The sequence below is a fragment of the Streptomyces sp. NBC_00503 genome (assembly GCF_036346895.1).
Taxonomy (GTDB): Bacteria; Actinomycetota; Actinomycetes; order Streptomycetales; family Streptomycetaceae; genus Streptomyces.
In genome coordinates this window covers 1,939,385-1,958,382 of sequence record NZ_CP107855.1, presented here as the reverse complement: position 1 = coordinate 1,958,382, position 18,998 = coordinate 1,939,385, and the positions used below count along the sequence as shown (strand labels likewise).

Annotated in this window: 19 protein-coding genes; 14 read left to right on the top strand and 5 right to left on the bottom strand. The window is 71.5% G+C overall.

The genetic code is table 11. From position 1 onward, the window contains the following. Nucleotides 1-44: 44 nt before the first annotated feature. From sufD to OG490_RS09115, 8 genes are all read left to right on the top strand, one after another. Nucleotides 45-1,223: a Fe-S cluster assembly protein SufD gene (gene sufD / locus OG490_RS09150; RefSeq protein WP_330295776.1), complete on the top strand. Its 1,179-nt coding sequence runs from the start codon at nucleotides 45-47 to the stop codon at nucleotides 1,221-1,223. Further along, the gene (locus OG490_RS09145; RefSeq protein WP_330295775.1) at nucleotides 1,223-1,540 is read left to right on the top strand and encodes a bifunctional 3-phenylpropionate/cinnamic acid dioxygenase ferredoxin subunit; all 318 of its coding nucleotides are present in this window, start codon (nucleotides 1,223-1,225) and stop codon (nucleotides 1,538-1,540) included. Before sufD ends, OG490_RS09145 begins: the two co-directional genes overlap by 1 nt. 7 nt (nucleotides 1,541-1,547) lie before the next feature. Beyond that, nucleotides 1,548-2,315 (top strand): Fe-S cluster assembly ATPase SufC, encoded by a 768-nt coding sequence (gene sufC, locus OG490_RS09140; protein ID WP_330295774.1) that lies wholly within the window; start codon nucleotides 1,548-1,550, stop codon nucleotides 2,313-2,315. Then, complete coding sequence (locus tag OG490_RS09135; protein ID WP_330295773.1) at nucleotides 2,312-3,568, top strand: cysteine desulfurase; 1,257 nt, start codon at nucleotides 2,312-2,314, stop codon at nucleotides 3,566-3,568. Before sufC ends, OG490_RS09135 begins: the two co-directional genes overlap by 4 nt. Before the next feature lie 43 nt (nucleotides 3,569-3,611). Further along, on the top strand, nucleotides 3,612-4,073 hold the full coding sequence (gene sufU, locus OG490_RS09130; protein ID WP_330295772.1) for a Fe-S cluster assembly sulfur transfer protein SufU: 462 nt from the start codon (nucleotides 3,612-3,614) through the stop codon (nucleotides 4,071-4,073). Further along, nucleotides 4,070-4,414, top strand: coding sequence for a metal-sulfur cluster assembly factor (locus OG490_RS09125; protein WP_073913993.1), 345 nt, complete (start codon nucleotides 4,070-4,072; stop codon nucleotides 4,412-4,414). The genes sufU and OG490_RS09125 overlap by 4 nt, the downstream gene beginning before the upstream one ends. 213 nt (nucleotides 4,415-4,627) lie before the next feature. Then, a complete protein-coding gene (locus OG490_RS09120) occupies nucleotides 4,628-6,016 on the top strand; it encodes a DUF3616 domain-containing protein (protein WP_443065773.1) in 1,389 nt (462 codons plus the stop codon). Between the two features lie 35 nt (nucleotides 6,017-6,051). After that, the gene (locus OG490_RS09115) at nucleotides 6,052-7,386 is read left to right on the top strand and encodes a DUF3616 domain-containing protein (RefSeq protein ID WP_443065941.1); all 1,335 of its coding nucleotides are present in this window, start codon (nucleotides 6,052-6,054) and stop codon (nucleotides 7,384-7,386) included. Between the two features lie 7 nt (nucleotides 7,387-7,393). On the opposite strand, the gene OG490_RS09110 is transcribed toward OG490_RS09115, so the two are convergent. Beyond that, a complete protein-coding gene (locus tag OG490_RS09110) occupies nucleotides 7,394-8,287 on the bottom strand; it encodes a hypothetical protein (protein WP_330295770.1) in 894 nt (297 codons plus the stop codon). Nucleotides 8,288-8,398: 111 nt separating this feature from the next. Between OG490_RS09110 and OG490_RS09105 the strand changes: the two genes are divergently transcribed. Then, a complete protein-coding gene (locus tag OG490_RS09105; protein ID WP_330295769.1) occupies nucleotides 8,399-8,722 on the top strand; it encodes a DMT family transporter in 324 nt (107 codons plus the stop codon). Next, complete coding sequence (locus OG490_RS09100; RefSeq protein ID WP_330295768.1) at nucleotides 8,722-9,246, top strand: TetR/AcrR family transcriptional regulator; 525 nt, start codon at nucleotides 8,722-8,724, stop codon at nucleotides 9,244-9,246. The genes OG490_RS09105 and OG490_RS09100 overlap by 1 nt, the downstream gene beginning before the upstream one ends. A 113-nt stretch (nucleotides 9,247-9,359) precedes the next feature. On the opposite strand, the gene OG490_RS09095 is transcribed toward OG490_RS09100, so the two are convergent. Next, the gene (locus OG490_RS09095; RefSeq protein WP_330295767.1) at nucleotides 9,360-10,232 is read right to left on the bottom strand and encodes a winged helix-turn-helix transcriptional regulator; all 873 of its coding nucleotides are present in this window, start codon (nucleotides 10,230-10,232) and stop codon (nucleotides 9,360-9,362) included. 83 nt (nucleotides 10,233-10,315) lie between these two features. On the opposite strand from OG490_RS09095, the gene OG490_RS09090 reads away from it, so the two are divergent. Then, nucleotides 10,316-11,617: an MFS transporter gene (locus tag OG490_RS09090; RefSeq protein ID WP_330300849.1), complete on the top strand. Its 1,302-nt coding sequence runs from the start codon at nucleotides 10,316-10,318 to the stop codon at nucleotides 11,615-11,617. A 9-nt stretch (nucleotides 11,618-11,626) separates the two neighbouring features. Further along, nucleotides 11,627-12,607 carry a 2,3,4,5-tetrahydropyridine-2,6-dicarboxylate N-succinyltransferase gene (dapD, locus tag OG490_RS09085; RefSeq protein ID WP_330295766.1) on the top strand — a complete coding sequence of 327 codons (981 nt, stop codon included), beginning with the start codon at nucleotides 11,627-11,629 and terminating at the stop codon, nucleotides 12,605-12,607. A gap of 144 nt (nucleotides 12,608-12,751) precedes the next feature. On the opposite strand, the gene OG490_RS09080 is transcribed toward dapD, so the two are convergent. From OG490_RS09080 to OG490_RS09070, 3 genes are all read right to left on the bottom strand, one after another. After that, nucleotides 12,752-13,006: a hypothetical protein gene (locus OG490_RS09080; RefSeq protein WP_330295765.1), complete on the bottom strand. Its 255-nt coding sequence runs from the start codon at nucleotides 13,004-13,006 to the stop codon at nucleotides 12,752-12,754. A 140-nt stretch (nucleotides 13,007-13,146) separates the two neighbouring features. Next, the gene (locus OG490_RS09075) at nucleotides 13,147-13,596 is read right to left on the bottom strand and encodes a GNAT family N-acetyltransferase (protein ID WP_330295764.1); all 450 of its coding nucleotides are present in this window, start codon (nucleotides 13,594-13,596) and stop codon (nucleotides 13,147-13,149) included. 59 nt (nucleotides 13,597-13,655) lie between these two features. Beyond that, entirely contained in the window at nucleotides 13,656-15,500 is a 1,845-nt protein-coding gene (locus OG490_RS09070; protein ID WP_330300848.1) for an endonuclease/exonuclease/phosphatase family protein, read from the bottom strand. A gap of 274 nt (nucleotides 15,501-15,774) precedes the next feature. On the opposite strand from OG490_RS09070, the gene OG490_RS09065 reads away from it, so the two are divergent. Both OG490_RS09065 and OG490_RS09060 read left to right on the top strand, forming a co-directional pair. After that, the gene (locus tag OG490_RS09065) at nucleotides 15,775-17,295 is read left to right on the top strand and encodes a hypothetical protein (protein WP_330295763.1); all 1,521 of its coding nucleotides are present in this window, start codon (nucleotides 15,775-15,777) and stop codon (nucleotides 17,293-17,295) included. Between the two features lie 163 nt (nucleotides 17,296-17,458). Further along, nucleotides 17,459-18,919 (top strand): alkaline phosphatase PhoX, encoded by a 1,461-nt coding sequence (locus tag OG490_RS09060; RefSeq protein ID WP_330295762.1) that lies wholly within the window; start codon nucleotides 17,459-17,461, stop codon nucleotides 18,917-18,919. Nucleotides 18,920-18,998: the final 79 nt, after the last annotated feature.

Below are 18,998 nucleotides of genomic sequence, written 5' to 3'. Positions count from 1 at the left end.
TGCGGGCCGAGGATCGTAATAAGGAAGAGAGCAACACGACAGCCATGGCTGAGGCTCAGAACATTCCGGCGGGTTCGACCACCGCCGGCGCGATCGCGGTGGCCGCCGAGTCCACCGTCGCCACCCGGATGAGTGCACCCCCGTCCTTCGACGTGGCGGACTTCCCCGTGCCCCACGGCCGCGAGGAGGAGTGGCGCTTCACGCCGCTCGCCCGCCTCAAGGGCCTGCACGACGGCACCGCGGTCGCCAACGGCACCATGAAGGCCCAGATCGACGCGCCCGAGGGCGTCACGGTCGAGTCGGTGGAGCGCGGCGACGCGCGCATCGGCAAGGCCGGCACCCCGGTGGACCGGATCGCCGCCCAGGCGTTCTCGTCCTTCGCCAAGGCCACGGTCGTCACCGTGCCCAAGGAGGCCGTCCTGACCGAGCCCGTGCGCGTCTCGCTGCACGGCGAGGGCGGCACGACCTTCGGCCACACCGTCTTCGACGTCCAGGCCTTCGCCGAGGCCGTCATCGTCATCGACCACACCGGTGACGGCGTGCGCGCCGCCAACGTCGACTTCCTCGTCGGCGACGGAGCCAAGCTCACCGTCGTGTCCGTGCAGGACTGGGACGACACCGCCGTCCACTGCTCCCAGCACAACGCGCTGGTCGGCCGGGACGCGACCTTCAAGTCGATCATCGTCACCTTCGGCGGCGACGTCGTCCGCCTGCACCCGCGCGTGAACTACGCGGGCCCCGGCGGCGAGGCCGAGCTCCTCGGCCTGTACTTCACGGACGCCGGTCAGCACCAGGAGCACCGCCTCCTGGTCGACCACAAGGCCCCGCACTGCAAGTCGCACGTGGTCTACAAGGGTGCGCTGCAGGGCGAAGGCGCCCACGCGGTCTGGATCGGTGACGTCCTCATCGAGAAGACCGCCGAGGGCACCGACACCTACGAGATGAACCGCAACCTCGTCCTCACGGACGGCGCGCGGGTCGACTCGGTGCCGAACCTGGAGATCGAGACCGGCGAGATCGTCGGCGCCGGCCACGCCTCCGCGACCGGCCGCTTCGACGACGAGCAGCTCTTCTACCTCCAGTCGAGGGGCATCCCGGCCGACGAGGCCCGCCGCCTGGTCGTGCGCGGCTTCTTCGCCGAGCTCGTCCAGCAGATCGGTGTCGACGACATCGAGGAGCGCCTGCTCGCGAAGATCGAGAACGAGCTCCAGGGTTCCGTCTGATGACGTACCTCAAGGCTTGTGCGCTGAGCGAGCTCGAAGAGAACACCCCCAAGCGGGTGGAGCTCGACGGCACCGCGGTGTCCATCGTCTCCACCGAGGGGGAGGTGTTCGCGATCAACGACATCTGCTCGCACGCGAACGTCTCGCTCTCGGAGGGCGAGGTCGAGGACTGCCAGATCGAGTGCTGGCTGCACGGGTCGGCCTTCGACCTGCGCACCGGCAAGCCCTCGGGTCTGCCCGCGACGCGCCCCGTACCCGTATACCCCGTAAAGATCGAAGGGGGCGACGTGCTCGTCTCCCTCACCCAGGAGTCCTGAGGTATCCATGGCAACGCTTGAAATCCACGACCTGCACGTCTCCGTCGAGGCCGAGAACGGCGCCCGCGAGATCCTCAAGGGTGTCGATCTCACGGTCAAGGCCGGCGAGACGCACGCCATCATGGGTCCGAACGGCTCCGGCAAGTCCACCCTGGCCTACTCCCTCGCGGGCCACCCGAAGTACACGATCACCGGCGGCACGGTGACCCTCGACGGCGAAGACGTCCTGGAGATGTCCGTCGACGAGCGCGCCCGCGCCGGTGTCTTCCTCGCCATGCAGTACCCGGTCGAGGTCCCCGGTGTTTCGGTCTCCAACTTCCTGCGTACGTCGGCCACCGCCATCCGCGGCGAGGCGCCGAAGCTGCGTACCTGGGTGAAGGAGGTCAAGTCCGCGATGGAGCAGCTCCAGATGGACCCGGCCTTCGCCGAGCGCAACGTCAACGAGGGCTTCTCCGGCGGTGAGAAGAAGCGCCACGAGATCCTGCAGCTGGAGCTCCTGAAGCCGAAGATCGCGATCCTCGACGAGACCGACTCCGGCCTCGACGTCGACGCCCTGCGCCAGGTCTCCGAGGGCGTCAACCGCGTCCACGCGACCGGTGAGGTCGGCACCCTGCTGATCACGCACTACACGCGGATCCTGCGCTACATCAAGCCCGACTTCGTCCACGTCTTCTCCGAGGGCCGCATCGTCGAGTCCGGCGGCGCCGAGCTCGCCGACAAGCTGGAGGCCGAAGGCTACGAGTCGTACAGCACGAAGGGTGGCGCGACCGCGTGACACAGCTGCCTGGCCTCCTCGACATCGAGGCGATCCGCAAGGACTTCCCCCTTCTGGATCGTGTGGTCCACGACGGGAAGAAGATCGTTTACCTGGACAATGCTGCGACCTCGCAGAAGCCGCGCCAGGTGCTCGACGCGCTGAACGAGTACTACGAGCAGCACAACGCCAACGTCCACCGCGGCGTGCACGTGCTCGCCGAGGAGGCCACGGCGCTGTACGAGGGTGCTCGCGACAAGGTCGCGGCCTTCATCAACGCACCGAGCCGCAACGAGGTGATCTTCACCAAGAACGCCTCGGAGTCGCTCAACCTGGTCGCGAACATGCTCGGCTGGGCGGACGAGCCCTACCGGGTCGACCGCGAGACCGAGATCGCCATCACGGAGATGGAGCACCACTCCAACATCGTCCCGTGGCAGCTGCTCTCGCAGCGCACCGGCGCGAAGCTGAAGTGGTTCGGCCTGACCGACGACGGCCGGCTCGACCTGTCCAACATCGAAGAGGTCATCACGGAGAAGACGAAGATCGTCTCCTTCACGCTGGTCTCCAACATCATGGGCACGGTCAACCCGACCGAGGCGATCGTCCGGCGCGCGCAGGAGGTCGGCGCGCTGGTGCTGATCGACGCCTCGCAGGCCGCTCCGCACATGCCGCTGGACGTCCAGGCGCTCGGCGCGGACTTCGTGGCCTTCACCGGCCACAAGATGTGCGGTCCGACCGGCATCGGCGTCCTGTGGGGCCGCCAGGAGCTGCTCGAGGACCTGCCGCCCTTCCTGGGCGGCGGCGAGATGATCGAAACCGTCTCGATGCACTCCTCGACGTACGCCCCGGCGCCCCACAAGTTCGAGGCGGGTACGCCCCCGATCGCCCAGGCCGTCGGCCTCGGTGCGGCCGTGGACTACCTGACCGCGATCGGCATGGACAAGATCGCAGCGCACGAGCACGCGATCACGGAGTACGCGATCAAGCGGCTCGCGGAAGTCCCCGACCTGCGCATCATCGGCCCGACCACGGCCGAGGACCGCGGCGCGGCGATCTCCTTCGTGCTCGGTGACATCCACCCGCACGACGTCGGCCAGGTACTGGACGAGCAGGGCATCGCGGTCCGCGTGGGTCACCACTGCGCCCGCCCGGTCTGCCTCCGGTACGGAATTCCGGCGACGACGCGAGCGTCTTTCTATCTGTACTCCTCTCCGGCCGAAGTCGACGCACTGGTCGACGGGCTGGAGCACGTACGGAACTTCTTCGGCTGAGTCGGCCGGTGAAGAGGGTGGCGACGAAGGCGACGAGGGCGCAGTGAAGCTGGAATCCATGTACCAGGAACTGATCCTGGACCACTACAAGCACCCGCGCGGCCGTGGCCTGCGCGACGGCGACGCCGAGGTGCACCACGTCAATCCGACGTGCGGCGACGAGATCACGCTGCGCGTGAAGTACGACGGCGAGACGCTCACCGACATCTCGTACGAGGGCCAGGGCTGCTCCATCAGCCAGGCCGGCGCGTCGATACTGAACGAGCTGCTCGTCGGCAAGGAGCTGGCCGAGGCGCAGAAGATCCAGGCGACGTTCCTGGAGCTGATGCAGTCCAAGGGCAAGATCGAGCCCGACGAGGCCATGGAGGAGGTGCTGGAGGACGCGGTCGCGTTCGCCGGCGTCTCCAAGTATCCGGCGCGGGTGAAGTGTGCTCTGCTGAGCTGGATGGCGTGGAAGGACGCGACCGCCCAGGCACTGGGCGACGCCGAGAGGAAGACGGCATGACCGAGAACGCGACGCCCGAGGCGTCCATCAAGCCGGCCACCGAGGAAGAGGTCCGCGAGGCCCTCTACGACGTGGTCGACCCCGAGCTGGGCATCGACGTCGTCAACCTGGGCCTGATCTACGGCATCCACGTCGACGACGCGAACATCGCCACCCTCGACATGACCCTCACCTCGGCGGCCTGCCCGCTGACGGACGTCATCGAGGACCAGGCGAAGTCGGCGACGGACGGCATCGTCAGCGAGCTGCGGATCAACTGGGTCTGGATGCCGCCGTGGGGCCCGGACAAGATCACGGACGACGGCCGCGAGCAGCTGCGCGCGCTCGGTTTCAACGTCTGAGACGACCGGTTGGCGCAGGCCGACCGCTGAGTGAACAGATGACCCCCGGCACGGGTGTGCCGGGGGTCCGCTGTTTTCCCGGCGGACCGGTCGTGTGCACCGGGAGTTGGCCACGGTGGCGGAATCTTCTCGACGGCCGTCAGAACACGACGGCGCACACGAGAGGACCTTGCCTTGACCGTTCGCGTTTCACCGGCGCACCGCAGGGGTGCCGTGGGAGCTGCCGGGGCCGCAGCCCTGCTCGTCGCCGGGCTGGCCGTGCCCGCGTACGCCGCGCAGGAAGCCGCCGCCGTACCGACCATCGTGCTCTCCGCAGGACACCTGACCGGGGCCGTCGACGCGATCGGTGACCCCAAGATCGCCGTGGACCTCGCACAGGACGGGACACCCGCAGCCTTCCTCAAGGTCGAGGTGGTCTCCTCCAGCAACCCGGCGGTCGCCCGGCCGGACGACGTGACCCTGCGCCGCACCGGCCACGGCGGCGGCCGCGAGCTGACCGTCCACCCGCGCGGTCGGGGCTACACCGACCTGACGCTCCGGGTGACGGGCCGCGGCGGCAGGACGGCCACCGCCACCCTGTCCTACGCGGCTTCGGCGCGCGTGGGCACCGGGGTCCTCGGCACCCGCTACCTCACCGGCTCCTCCGACTCCTCGGCGGCCGTGGACGTCGGCGGCGGTTACGTACTGGTCGCCGACGACGAGACCAACGTGCTGCGCCTGTACGACCGTTCCCGTTCGGGTGCCCCGGTCAAGACCTGGGACCTCGGCGCCGAGCTCGGCGCCAAGAAGGAAGTCGACATCGAGGCCGCGGCCCGGGTCGGCGACACCGTCTACTGGACGGGTTCGCTCGGCAACAACAAGGACGGCAAGTACAAGGCCGACCGCAACACCGTCTTCACCACCCGGCTCACCGGTACGGGCGCGGGCACCGAGGTCGTCCTCGGCTCCGCCTACAAGGGCCTGCGCGAGGACCTGATCGCCTGGGACACGGCGAACGGGAACCGCTACGGCTTCGCCGCCGGTACGGCGGCCGGCCGGATCCCCAAGAGCATCGACGGGTTCAACGTGGAGGGCCTGGAGTTCGCCCCGGGCTCCACGACCACCGCCTACCTCGGCTTCCGCGCCCCGCTGGCGCCCGCGGTACCCGGCGGCAAGGCGCTGATCGTCCCCGTCACCAACATCGACCAGGTCGTGGCCGGAGCGGCCAAGCCGGTCTTCGGCGCGGCCATCGAGCTCGACCTCGGCGGCCTGGCGATCCGTGACATCCGCAAGAACGCGGCCGACCAGTACCTGATCCTGGCCGGCTCCTGGGCCGCGGACGACAACTCCGACCCCTACGCGCTCTACCAGTGGGACGGCATCCCCGGTCATGCCCCCATCAAGCGGGCCGACCTGCCGACCACCGACCCCGGCGGCTGGGAAGCCGTGGTCGCCGTACCCGACCTGCGGGTGCCCGGCGCCCGCGTCCAGCTGATCACCGACAGCGGCTCCGCCGATCTGTACGGAGACGGCACAGAGGCCAAGGACCTCACCTTCCCCGAGTGGAAGAAGTCCCGGTCCGCATGGTTCACGCTCGGCCCGATTCGTGGAGGACACCGATGAAGAAGAAGCAGCTCGCCGTCGCCGGTATCGCGGCGATGATGCTCGCCGCCGGCATGCCCCTCGTGTCCGCGCAGGCCGCGAGCTACGGCACGCCGACCATCTCCCTGTCCGCCTCCTACCTCTCCGGCGCCGTCGGCGCGGTCGGTGACCCGACGGTGAACGTGACCGTGGCGCAGAGCGGCGCGGACGTCTCCGCGCTCACTGTCAGCGCCTCGGCCTCCAGCAAGACCTCGGTCGCCGGGACGGGCGACGTGACCGTCACCGGGGCCGGCGCCGTCCGGCAGCTGGCCGTCACCGCGCGCGGCCGCGGCTACACCAACCTCACCGTCAAGGTGACCGGGCTGGGCGGCCTGACCGCCACCAAGACCCTGTACTACGCGGCCTCGCCCGCCGTGCAGAACCCGGCCGATGCACGCTACTTCACCGGCGCCTCCGACTCCTCGGCCGCCGTGGACGTCGGCGGCGGCTACACGGTGGTCGCCGACGACGAGAACAACGTGCTGCGCCTGTACGACCGTTCCCGCTCGGCCGCCCCGGTCAAGACCTGGGACTTCAGCTCGCAGCTCGGTGTCACCAAGGAGGTGGACATCGAGGGGGCGACCCTGATCGGCAACACCATCTACTGGACGGGCTCGCTCGGCAACAACAAGGACGGCGTGTACAAGGCGCCCCGCAACACGGTGTTCACCACCACCGTGAGCGGCTCCGGCTCGAGCACGCAGCTCGCGTACGGGCGCTCGTACAAGAAGCTCCGTGACGACCTGGTGGCCTGGGACACGGCCAACGGGAACCGCTACGGCTTCGCGGCCGGTACGGCCGACGGTCAGGCGCCCAAGCAGATCGACGGGTTCAACGTGGAGGGCCTGGAGTTCGCCCCGGGCTCCACGACCACCGCCTACCTCGGCTTCCGCGCCCCGCTGGCCCCTGCCGTGATGGGCGGCAAGGCGCTGATCGTGCCGGTGACCAACTTCGACAAGGTGCTCTCCAGCGGCGCCAAGGCCACCTTCGGCGCGGGCATCGAGCTGGACCTCGGCGGCCTGGCGATCCGCGACATCCGCAAGAACGCGGCCGACCAGTACCTGATCCTGGCCGGCTCGTGGGCGGCGGACGACAACTCCGACCCCTACGCGCTCTACCAGTGGGACGGCGTCGCGGGCCACGCCCCCGTCAAGCGGACCGACCTGCCGACCACCGACCCGGGCGGCTGGGAAGCCATCGTGGACGTCCCGGACCTGACGGTCGCGGGCGCGCGGGTGCAGCTCGTCACCGACAGCGGCTCCGCCGACCTGTACGGGGACGGGGTCGAGGCCAAGGACCTCACCCACCCGGAGTGGAAGAAGGCGCGCGCGGCCTGGTTCACCCTGAACTGAACCGGGCTCAACCCTCCGCGGGGGCCTGGTCGGCCTCGGACTCCCTGGTGAGTTCGGCCGCCAGGCCCTCGCGGCGTATCCGCCGGTCCACGTAGACCAGACCCGCGGCGAGCTGCGGGAAGGACAGCAGCAGGGTCTGCGCGACCATCCCGCCGAGTGCGGCGAGGGTCGCGTGGGCCAGGCCGCCGTCGATCGCCGGGACCAGGCTGAGCGCGCCGGCGAAGGCGAACGGCAGCTGGACCGCGTACGCCGCACCGGTCGCGATCACGGCGGCCAGGGCGGTGACGGCGAAGGTGCGCCACCAGGCCCCGCGCACCAGCCCTGCCGAACGGCGCAGGGCGGCGACCGGGCCGAGGCCCTCGTAGGCGGCGGCCGTGGGCGCGAGGACGAACAGGACCCCGAGTCCGAGCGCGACCGGGAGGGTGGCCGCCGCGAACAGCGGCGGGAGCCCGGCGGCCAGCGCGACGGCGCCGGGTCCGGCGAGGGCGGCCAGGACCAGGAGCTGGGTGCCGAGGACCGCCGCGAGGCGGGGGCGGGCGGCGCGCAGCAGCGTACGGACGGCGGCGGGCCGGCCGAGCACGGCCTCGCGGAGTACGGCCGCGGTCAGGGTGGCGGCCAGGGCGCAGGTCGCCAGCGTGGCCAGGGCCGCGGCCGGGACCAGGACGGTGATGGGCCGCACCCCCAGCGCGAGGGCGCCGGCGGCGGCCGCGGCGAGGAGCAGCAGGGCGCCGAGCTGACCGGGGAGCATGGCGGCGACGAGCCGGGAGCCGTAGCGGCCCAGGGCAGCGAAGGCACCGCCGAGTATGTCCCCGGACTTCAGGGGCCGCAGGGATATCACCCCCGGTTTGGGCGGCTGCGGGGGCAGCCAGCCGCCGCCCCAGTGGGTCCACTGCTCGGCCATGCGGATCTCCCGTCCCCCGGTTGCGCGGACACCGTAGCGGCCGCGGTCGGGGAAGTCCCGTAGGCGCGCAGATGTGTACACCTGTACCCAACGATGCGTACAGTCGTACGCATGCCCTACGTACTGCTTGCCGCCGCGATAGCCGCCGAGGTCGCCGGGACCACCGCCATGAAGTTCAGCGAGGGCTTCACGAAGCTGTGGCCCTCGCTGATCACCCTCGCCGGATACGTCATCGCCTTCTCGCTGCTCGCGCAGACGCTGAAGTCGATGTCCGTCGGCACGGCGTACGCGATCTGGGCGGGCGTCGGCACGGCGGCGATCGCCGCCATCGGCATGGTCTTCATGGGGGAGGCCGCGACGGCCGCGAAGATCGGCGGGATCGTCCTCGTGATCGCCGGGGTCGTCCTGCTCAACCTCGGCGGGGCGAGCCACTGATGGCCCGCCGGTACGACCCCGGGCGCAGGCAGCGCATCATCGACGCGGCGATCCGCGTCGTCGGCGCCAAGGGCATCGCCGGGCTGAGCCACCGGAGCGTGGCGGCGGAGGCGGACGTCCCGCTCGGGTCGACCACGTACCACTTCGCGACCCTGGACGACCTGCTGGTCGCGGCGCTGCGGCAGGCCAACGAGGCCTTCACTCCGCAGCTGCCCCCAGGGGTGGACCTGGCCGCTTCGCTGGCGCGGCTGCTCGGCGAGCTGCTGTCCGGGGACCGGGCGCGGGCGGAGCTGGAGTACGAGCTCTACCTGGCCGCCCTGCGCCGCCCTGCGCTGCGGCCGGTGGCGGTCGAGTGGTGCGACGCCGTGGCCGGCGCCCTCGCGGACCGCCGGGTCGATCCGGCCACGGCGCGGGCGGTGGTGGCGGTGATGGACGGCATCAGCCTCCAGGTCCTCCTGACGGGCACGGAGTACGACGAGGCATACGCCTGCGAGATCCTGGGGCGGGTCCTGGGTCCCGCCTAGCCAAATCCAGCCCGTCCGGTGTTTGAGGACCGGGTCCGGGCAGAGCCCGGGGAACGGAGGAAGGGCGGGGCGGGGACGGCCCCGCGCAGCGGCCCCCTACGCGGCGGCCCCCCCTACGCGCCGCGGACCGCCGCCAGCGCCGCGGCCACGCTCGCGTCGATGTCCTGGATGGGGTAGATCACCTCGCGGACCGTCCGGTCCCGGTCCACGACCAGCGTCAGTCGCTTCAGCCGGCTGACACCCCCCGCCCGGAACGTCGGCAACCGCAGCGCCGCCACCAGCCCGAGCTCCGCGTCCGAAAGCAGCGGGAAGCGCAGCGCTTCCGCTTCCGCGAACTCCCGCTGCTCGTCCGGCCGCTGCGTGGACACCCCGTGCACCGTCGCACCCGCCGCCGTGAACTCTGCGAGCTGGTCCCGGTAGGTGCACGACTCCAGGGTGCATCCCCGGGCGCCGGGGATCCCGCCCCACCCCGGCGGGTAGGCGTCGGCCCGTGCGTACGCGCCCGGGAAGCAGTACAGGACGGTGAACGGGGTGTCCGCCACCGGATCGCGGAGCTCGCCGAAACGGTCCGGCAGCAGCAGCTCCGGCAGTCGGGTGCCGCGCAGCGCGTGGACCCGCGCCGCCTCCCGCGAGGCTTCTTGCGTGGTGGCCGTCATCTCTCCCTCTCCCAGGATCCAGGTGTCTCCCCAGTCCTGGAGGGCGACCAGGACCGGCAGCAGCGCGCGCCCGCGCGGGGACAGCCGGTACTCGTGCCGAACGGGGCGCTCCTGGTACGGCTCGCGGGTCAGTACCCCCGCGTCGACCAGCAGTTTCAGCCGCTCCGTCAACACCTTCCGGGACATGTCCAGTTCGCGCTGGAACTCGTCGAAGCGGGCGACGCCGCGCGCGGCGTCCCGAACGATCAGCAGCGTCCACCAGTCGCCCACGACGTCGAGGGCCTGGGCGATGGAGCAGTCCGCGTCGTCGAGCTGCGTGCGCTGGGCCATGGCACTCCTTTGTCCGTTGACCCGAGGCTGCCATGCTGACATGGTTAGTTCCCAAAGGGAACTCACTCGGGGGCGGAACTGTGCTGCGAAGTTTCAAGGGCGTACCGAGGGCGGTCTGGCTGCTTTCGGCGGGCGGGTTCGTCAACGCCGTGTCCAGCTTCACCTTCATCTTCGTCTTCGTGTACCTGACCGGCCCGCGCGGACTCGGCATCGCCGAGGCGGGTCTGATCACCGGCGTCGGCGGAATCGGCGTGGTGGCGGGCAACTTCACCGGCGGCTGGTACGGAGACCGCTACGGCCACCGCCAGGTGCTGCTCACCGCTTCGGTCCTCGGCGGCGGCGCCCTCACGGTCCTGCCGCTGCTGCCCACGCCCACCCTGTACGCCGCCCTGCCGCTGGCCCAGTACGCACTGGGCACCGTCCGCGCCGCCAACTCAGCACTGGTCGCGGTCATCGTCCCCGAGGGGGCGCGCCGCCAGGCCTTCGCCGTCGTCCGCTGCGCCGCCAACGGCGGCTTCACCCTCGGACCGCCGCTCGGCGCGCTGATCGCGACCGGCCTCTCCTACGACTGGCTCTTCCTCGTCGACGGAGTCGGCACCCTGTGCTTCGCCCTGTGGACCGCCCGCGTCGTTCCGGCGCGCGGCGCCGCACACACCCGCTCCGCGGCCCCGGACGGGGGTCTGGGCCGCGGAGTGTGGGGCGAACTGAGGGCCCGGCCCGCCGTCCTGGTACTGCTCGGCGCGATCCTGGTCGTCGACGTCGTCTACCGGCAGCAGTACACGACCTTCCCGGTCTTCCTCGCCGACCACGGCCTCGACACCAGCGCCTACGGGCTGATCATCGCTCTCAACGGCGCCGTCATCCTGGTCCTGGAACTGCCGACCGCCGTGGCCCTGCGCGCCCGCCCGCCGCTGCGCGTCATCGGCAGCGGACTGGTCCTCGTCGGCGCGGGGTACGCGGTGCTGCTGCTCGGGAGCGGGGTCACGGCCGCCGTCGCGATGATGGTGCTGCTGAGCCTCGGCGAGATCCTCTACAAGACCACCGCAACCGCGTACATCGCCGACGAGGCGCCCGCGCATGCCATCGGCCGCTTCCAGAGCCTGTACGCCGGGGTGTCGGCCAGCGGCGTCGTCCTCGGCGCGCCGCTCGGCGGAGCGCTGTACTCCGCGGCGCCCGGGTTGCTGTGGCCGGTGTGCGCGGTGCTGGCGGCGGGGGCGGGGGTCGCGGTCCTGCGGATGTCGGCGCGCCCCGTCCGGGAACCGGCCCAGGACCCGGCCGCGGACCCGACCCGGGACCCGGCCGCGGACCCGACCCAGGACCCGGCGCGACACGCGGTGCGCCCGGCACATGAGACCGGTTCGCAACCGCGGGCCGTCGCCGGTTAGGTTTCGGACATGACTGCTACGCGTACCACCGGCGCCGTCGCCGCCGGACTTGCCACCATCACCGCCGACGGCACCGTCCTCGACACCTGGTTCCCCGCCCCCCAGCTGGTCGCCGAGCCCGGCCCGGCCGGCACCGAGCGCCTCACCGCCGAACAGGCCGTGGAGCTGCTCGGAGCCACCGCGCCGAAGGCGATCCGCCAGGACGCGGTCCGCGGCGTCGAGGTCGTAGCCGTCCGCACCGTGATCTCCTCCCTCGAGGACAAGCCGCTGGACGCGCACGACGCGTACCTGCGCCTGCACCTGCTCAGCCACCGCCTGGTCAAGCCGCACGGCCAGAACCTGGACGGCGTCTTCGGCCTGCTGGCCAACGTCGCCTGGACCTCGCTGGGCCCGGTCGCGATCGACCAGGTCGAGACGGTCCGCCTGAACGCGCGCGCCGAGGGCCTGCACCTCCAGGTGACCTCGATCGACAAGTTCCCGCGGATGACGGACTACGTCGCCCCCAAGGGCGTGCGCATCGCCGACGCGGACCGGGTCCGCCTGGGCGCGCACCTCGCCGAGGGCACCACCGTCATGCACGAGGGCTTCGTCAACTTCAACGCCGGCACCCTGGGCACCTCCATGGTCGAGGGCCGCATCTCCGCGGGCGTCGTGGTCGGCGACGGCTCCGACATCGGCGGCGGCGCGTCCACGATGGGCACCCTGTCGGGCGGCGGAAAGCAGATCATCTCGATCGGCGAGCGCACCCTGATCGGCGCCGAGGCGGGCGTGGGCATCGCGCTGGGCGACGAGTGCGTCGTCGAGGCCGGCCTCTACGTCACCGCGGGCACCCGCGTCACCCTGCCGGACGGCCAGATCGTCAAGGCCCTGGAGCTCTCGGGCGCCAACAACATCCTCTTCCGCCGCAACTCGGTCACCGGCGCCGTCGAGGCCCGCCCGTACAAGGCGGCCTGGGGCGGCCTGAACGAGGTTCTCCACAGCCACAACTGACCCTTCCCGGTCAGCCTGCGCCGACGCCCTCCCACCCCGACGGGGGTGGGAGGGCGTTCGCCTGTGCGCCGGCAGTCCCTCCCCACCCGAGCGGGGGAGGGCGTTCGCGCACGCGGGCCCGGTGGTCCGGGGGGTGGGGCTGGGTCAGTGCAGGGGGATCGTGCGGACCAGGCCGGCGAAGGCCTGCTGCTCGGCCTCGGTCAGTTCCACCGACTCCAGCGGGTGCGCGGAGGTGCCGCGCTGGGCCGGGATGACCGAGAGGCCTTCGAAGGCGTCCGGCTGGGGGTGGTGGAAGCGGCTGTCCCACAGCATGTGGCCCAGGCCGATGACCCAGACGAGAGCTGCCACGAGCAGGACGGCGATGCCGATTTCCTGGGCGAGGGAGATGGAGGGGAACACGCGGTCCTCCCAAAGGAGTGCGGTACAAGATCGGGCGTGGGGACACTCAACACCAGAACCGCCCGAATGGGTAGGGATGTGCTGAGCGTCACGCCAGGGCCAAAGGTCCCTATGTCGCACCATGTCGCACGCGGGCGGCCCTAGGCCAGCGGGAGCTTGAAGCCCTCGTGGCTCCGGGCGAAGCCCAGCCGTTCGTAGAAGCGGTGGGCGGCGGTGCGGTGCTTGTTGCTGGTCAGCTGCATCAGGCCGCAGCCGCGCCCGCGGGCCCGCTCGGCGGCCCGTTCCATCAGCTCGGCCCCCAGGCCCCGGCCCCGCAGGTCCGCGCGGATCCGTACCGCCTCCACGAGCGCCCGCTCCCGCCCGCCCTGGCCGAGGCCCGGGATGTACGTCAGCTGCAGGCAGCCCAGGACGGTGCCGTCCTCCACCAGGACCAGCAGCTCGTTGCGCGCGTCCGCCTCGATGGCGGCGAAGGCCCGCTCGTGGGCCTCCGTGACCTCACCGGCCCCCGGAGCGGCCTCCGTGTCGTCGGACTGGGCCAGCAGGGCGAGTACGGCGGGCAGGTCCTGGCGCGTCGCGGTGCGGAAGATCATGTCCCGAGTGTGCCAAAGGGGCCGGGCGGCGGTGCTGCCCGGCCCCCGCACACCACCCGCTACGGGCGGAAGCGCACGACCTGCGGGTCGTGGTCGCTGTTCTGGGCGGAGAACTCCGCGTTGATGTGCACGCTGTCGTAACTGAAGTGCTTGACCGCCGGGCTCGTCAGGATCTGGTCCAGCACCTGCGCGTTGCCCTGGTAGACGTAGGAGTACCGCTCGGCCTTCGGCAGGGACTTGACCGCCGAGTACAGCGCTCCGCCGTCCTCCAGCGCCTTCGTCGTGCCCGAGAACTCGAAGTCGTTGATGTCGCCGACCGCGAGGACCACGGCCTTCTTGTCGACCGCCAGGAGGCTCTTGACGAAGCCGTTGACCGCCTGCGCCTGGAGCAGCCGCTTGGCCTCCGAGGAACGGACCGGAGGCTGGTGCGAGGAGGTCAGGCCCTCGTCGCCGCCCTTCGAGGCGAAGTGGTTGGCGATCACGAAGACCGTCTTGCCGCGGAAGACGAACTCGCCGGCCAGCGGCTTGCGGCTGTCCACCCACGCCGGGTTCGCCGGGTCGATGCGGCCGGGCGAGTGGGTCAGGGCGGCCTTGCCCTTCTCCGTCTTCGTCACCGCGGTCGCCGTCACCGAGTCGCCCGGGGCGCGCTCGGTGAAGGAGACCCGCGCCGGGTTGAAGAGGAACACCTGGCGGATGTTGCCGCCGGGCTCGCCGCCGTCCTTGTTGTTCTCCGGGTTGACGTAGCGCCACTGGTACGCCGGGCCGCCCGCGGCCGCGATCGCCGTCGTGAACTTCGTCAGGGTGGCCTCGGCCGAGACGGTGCCGTCGTTCTTGGCGCCGTTGTCGTCCTGGATCTCCTCCAGGGCCACGATGTCGGGGGAGGCCAGGTTCTCGACCACGGCCTTGGCCAGGTTGTCGAACTTGGTCTGCGGGTCGCTCGGGTCGAGGTTCTCGACGTTGTACGTGGCCACCGCGAGCTCGGTCTTGGCCTGCGCCTTGGTCTTCTCGGGGGCGAGGGTGCCCGCCGTGACCGTACCGAGGGTGCGGGCCACCAGGGTGTAGCCGCCGAACTGGTTGAAGTCCAGCGGGCCTTCGGTGGTGCCGACCAGCTTGTCGCCGACGTTGGCCACCGGGAACGGCTGCTGCGCGAGGGGTGCGAGCTGCTGGATCTGGAGCCGGCCGGTGTTCTGGGACTCGTAGGAACCGTAGAGCGTGCCGCCGCGCTTGACGTTGTTCTCCCGGCTCTTCACCGTGACCCACAGCTCCGAGTACGGGTCGGTGGCGCCGACCACGCGGGAGGTGCCGATCTTGACGTTCATGCCCTCCAGCGACTCGTAGTAGTCCAGGGCGTAGCGCGAGGGGTCCAGGGTCAGGCCGTTGATGCTGCCGCCGGCGGCCGGGTCGCCGGCCGGGGCGTACTGGCACGGGACCGAGTGCTCGTCGACGACGGTGGCCTCGGGCAGCGCGTTGCCCGAAGAGACCACGGTCACCGCAGGCTTGGAGATCTGGGTGACCGACTGGTTGCCGGAGGAGACGCCGCCGGGGATGTACTCGCCGACCGTGCCGTTGACCTTGACGGCGTCGCCGACGGCGACGGTCGGGGCCGAGCTGGTGAAGACGAAGATGCCTTCGCTGGTGGCGTCGTTGTCGTCGGCCTTCGGGTCCTGGATCCAGAAGCCCTTCGAACCGTACGTACGGACGCCCGTGACGATGCCCTCGACATCGGTGACCTGCTTGCCGACGAGCGGGGACGTCCGCGTGGTGCCCTGGATGTCGTGGATGCGTATCGGATCGGCGGACGCGGCGCCTTCGGCCGCGTCGGCGGTCCCCGCCAGGAGGCCGGTGGCCAGAGCGGAGGCGACGAGGGCCGCGACGGCGGCGGAACGGGGATGCGAAGAGCGCATGGGCAGGAACTCCGGTGTGAGGAGGGAGGAGGAGATATCTACGCGCGTCAATTTCCTTCTTGGCCAGCAAAGTTGTCAAGCCCTCCAGGGAATACGGCGGCTGACTGTGGGATGAACCAAAGGGGATGGCCCGCCGGGCGCGCCCGAAATGCGTCTACGCTGGGGCGCCGTACGACCCGAACCACCAGCACCAGCCGAGCCGCTCGGTCCACCCGAGCCGCTCGAACCACCCGAACCACCAGAGCCACCCGTGCCCGCGAGGAGAACCGCCCCCATGTCCGCAGACTCGCACCCCACGCTGCCGCCGGTACGGCTGCTCCCCGACGCGGAACTGGCCCGGGACGCCCTCGGCGCCCCGCTGTTCGCCCGCGCCGTACGCCTCGCCCGCTGGGCCGGACCGGACACCCGTGTGGACATCGGCGGCGAACTCGTCGCCGCGCAGCTGCCCGAGGCCGTCGACGTACTCGGCCTCGACACCGCCGACGAGGACTCCACCGCGTACGCGAGCCAGGCCTGGCGGGTGGCCGTCGACACCGGCCTGGTCGACGTCACCGAGCCGGAGGAGGACGGTCCCGCCGCCGGGGAACCGGGCGGGGAGCACGCGGAGTTCGGTACCGCCGTGCCCGGCGAGGACCTGGCCCTGGTGACCGGCGGAGCCCCCGGCGACGTGCTCGACCTGTGGCTGGCCGCCCTGGACACCGTCCTGGCCGACGCGGCGGTGCCCGCACTGGACGACCTGGTGGACGCCCTCGACGCGGGCGGCGAGATCGACTTCGACCAGCTCGACTGGAACCCGCGCCGCGAGGCCGACTTCCTCGACGGGGTCCTCGCCAACCTCTACCTCCTGTCCGTCGCCGAAGGCGGTGCGGCCGACGCCCCGGTGCCGCTGCCGGTACTGGCCGCCTCGATGGTGGTGCCGCACGACATGGGCGATCCGACCGACGCCGTGCTGGAGCAGGTCTCGGACGCGATGATGCGCCTCGACGACCAGTTCCGGCAGCTGGAGCCGATCGGGCTGGTGGAGTTCCGCCCCGTCGACGAGGACCTGATGGCGGAGGCCGACGACGAGGAGCTCGCCGCGGGCGCGGCCACGGGTACGGGTCGCGGCCAGGTGACCGAGGACGAGGACGTCTCCCGCTACGGGATGGTCCGCCTGACCCCGCTCGGCCTGTACGGGATCCGCGCCCGCATGCTGGAGGCCGGAGTCGAGGCCCCGGCCGTCGGCGAACTGTCCGACAAGGGCGCCGACGTACTGCTCGACACGGTCTCCCACTACTCCGAGGGCGCCGCTCAGGCCGAGATCGACGAATGGCTGGCCGGGCGCCCCGTGCTCCCCGCCGCCGAGGAACTGCTCGCCGGGGCCCGCGGCGCCGACGAGGGCGGACCGCTGCGCCGGCTGCGCTGCCAGCAGGCCCTCGCCCGGACGGGCGCGGAGGCCGAGCCCGCGGTCCGCGCGGTGCTGGACGATCCGGAGCTCGGCGGGCTCGCCCGGGTCTGGCTGGCCGAGCGCGGGGCGGTCGGCGTACCGGCTCCGGGCGAGGCGATGGTGTTCTGGCTGACCATCGACACGATCGCGGCGCAGCTCGCGGCGGACGGCGGGGACCAGACCTCGGAACTGTCGCTCCTCATCGAGTCGCTGACCGCGCACCACACCGGATTCTTCGACCAGGCGTGGCGGGTGGAGCACCCGGCGACGGCCCCCGTGCTGGAGGCGATGGGGCGGCTGCACCCGGACAAGAAGGCGGCGAAGGAGGCCCGGAAGGCCGCGTTCAAGGCCCGGTCCCGCAACGCCTGAGGCGCCGGTAACAAGCCGTTCCCGAAGAGGAGTCGGCCAACACGGCCACCGGGAAGGGGTCGGTTCGTTTTCCCGGGTAGTTCAGCCGGCGTTCACGTGCGGGCGGGAGCGTGTGCGCCGACGACCGTACGACAGCGCAGCCCTCCCCACCCCTGGAGACCCGATGCCGCTCAGCCGTAGAGACTTCACCGCCCGCACCGTACTCGCCGGTGCGGGAGTCGCCCTCACGGGAACGGTCGGCGCACTCGCCACCGCCCCGGGGGCGCTGGCTGCCGACGACGGCGCCCTGGCCGACGGCGCCCTGGCCGACGGGCATGGCCACGGCCACGGGCACGGCCCCGGATACGGCCCGCTCCTCCCCGACCCGGCCGGAATCCTGGCCCTCCCGGCCGGATTCACCTACCGGGTGATCACCCACAGCGGGGTCACGAAGCTGGACTCCGGCGAGATCACCCCGTCCAACCACGACGGAACCGCCGCCTTCGAGGGACACCGGGGAGTCACCCTCCTCGTCAACAACCACGAGCTGAAGGGCCCGCGCGCGAACTGGGCGCACCCCGTCCCGCTCACCGAGGGCCTGGTCTACGACCCGGCCGCGGCCGGCGGCTGCACGGTCGTCGAGGTCCGCCACGGCGGCGAGGTCGCCGAATGGGTCGGCGTCGCCGGTACCTCGACCAACTGCGCGGGCGGCTCGACCCCCTGGGACACCTGGCTGACCTGCGAGGAGACCGAGGACCTGGCCGGCAAGAACGGGATGACCAAGGACCACGGCTACGTGTTCGAGGTGGACCCGAACGACCGCCGCGCCAACCGCGACCCGAAGCCGGTCAAGGCCTTCGGCCGGTACGCGCACGAGGCCGTGGTCATCGACCCGAGGCAGGGCCACGCCTACCTGACCGAGGACGCCTCCGGCCCCAACGGGCTGCTCTACCGCTGGACCCCGCCGAGCGGCTTCCGCCACGGGCGCGGCCGGCTCCGTACGCTCGCCGCCGACGCCGGGGTGCTGGCCGCGGCCAAGTGCTTCGACAGCGCCGGGCGGTTCGTCGACGACCTCTCGCGGGCGACGCAGATCGGCACCACCTACGGGGTGGACTGGGTGCCGGTCGTGGACCGTGACGCGCGCACCACGCCGGTGCGCAAGCAGTTCGGGGAGTCGGCCGTGACCCGTGCGCGCAAGCTGGAGGGCATGTGGTGGGCCGACGGCGGGGCGTACTTCGTCTCCTCCTACGCCCGCGCGGAGAGCCCGGGCGCCGCGCACGACGGCCAGGTGTGGTTCTACGACGCGAAGCGGCGCACGATGCGGCTGCTGGTCCTGCTCGGGGTGAACGCCGACCCGGCGGCGGACGGCTCCCTCGACGGACCCGACAACATCACGGTCTCCCCGTACGGCGGTCTGATCATCGCGGAGGACGGCTCGGGCCTGCAGCACCTCTTCGGCGCGACGGAGTCGGGGCGCACGTACCCGCTGGCCCGCAACGAGATGAACATGGGGACGCCCGAGGCGCCGGAGTACTCGGAGTTCACGGGCGTCTGCTTCTCGCCGGACGAGCGGACCCTGTTCGCGAACATCCAGGACCCGGGCATCATGCTGGCCATCACCGGCCCGTGGCGGCGTACGCGCTGATCCGGCGGGCGCGAGGCACCTCGCGCACATGCAGAGAGCCGCCGGGCCCAGGGGCCCGGCGGCTCTCTTGTCTTGTGCG

Bases quoted from the DNA above. Each gene is read 5' to 3' on its own strand.
- OG490_RS09110 (WP_330295770.1), bottom strand. From the start codon at position 8,287: ATGGCCGAGCAGTGGACCCACTGGGGCGGCGGCTGGCTGCCCCCGCAG.
- sufD (WP_330295776.1), top strand. From the start codon at position 45: ATGGCTGAGGCTCAGAACATTCCGGCGGGTTCGACCACCGCCGGCGCG.
- OG490_RS09060 (WP_330295762.1), top strand. From the start codon at position 17,459: ATGCCGCTCAGCCGTAGAGACTTCACCGCCCGCACCGTACTCGCCGGT.
- dapD (WP_330295766.1), top strand. From the start codon at position 11,627: ATGACTGCTACGCGTACCACCGGCGCCGTCGCCGCCGGACTTGCCACC.
- OG490_RS09065 (WP_330295763.1), top strand. From the start codon at position 15,775: ATGTCCGCAGACTCGCACCCCACGCTGCCGCCGGTACGGCTGCTCCCC.
- OG490_RS09100 (WP_330295768.1), top strand. From the start codon at position 8,722: ATGGCCCGCCGGTACGACCCCGGGCGCAGGCAGCGCATCATCGACGCG.
- sufC (WP_330295774.1), top strand. From the start codon at position 1,548: ATGGCAACGCTTGAAATCCACGACCTGCACGTCTCCGTCGAGGCCGAG.
- OG490_RS09105 (WP_330295769.1), top strand. From the start codon at position 8,399: ATGCCCTACGTACTGCTTGCCGCCGCGATAGCCGCCGAGGTCGCCGGG.
- OG490_RS09145 (WP_330295775.1), top strand. From the start codon at position 1,223: ATGACGTACCTCAAGGCTTGTGCGCTGAGCGAGCTCGAAGAGAACACC.
- OG490_RS09125 (WP_073913993.1), top strand. From the start codon at position 4,070: ATGACCGAGAACGCGACGCCCGAGGCGTCCATCAAGCCGGCCACCGAG.
- OG490_RS09095 (WP_330295767.1), bottom strand. From the start codon at position 10,232: ATGGCCCAGCGCACGCAGCTCGACGACGCGGACTGCTCCATCGCCCAG.
- OG490_RS09070 (WP_330300848.1), bottom strand. From the start codon at position 15,500: ATGCGCTCTTCGCATCCCCGTTCCGCCGCCGTCGCGGCCCTCGTCGCC.
- OG490_RS09115 (WP_443065941.1), top strand. From the start codon at position 6,052: ATGATGCTCGCCGCCGGCATGCCCCTCGTGTCCGCGCAGGCCGCGAGC.
- OG490_RS09075 (WP_330295764.1), bottom strand. From the start codon at position 13,596: ATGATCTTCCGCACCGCGACGCGCCAGGACCTGCCCGCCGTACTCGCC.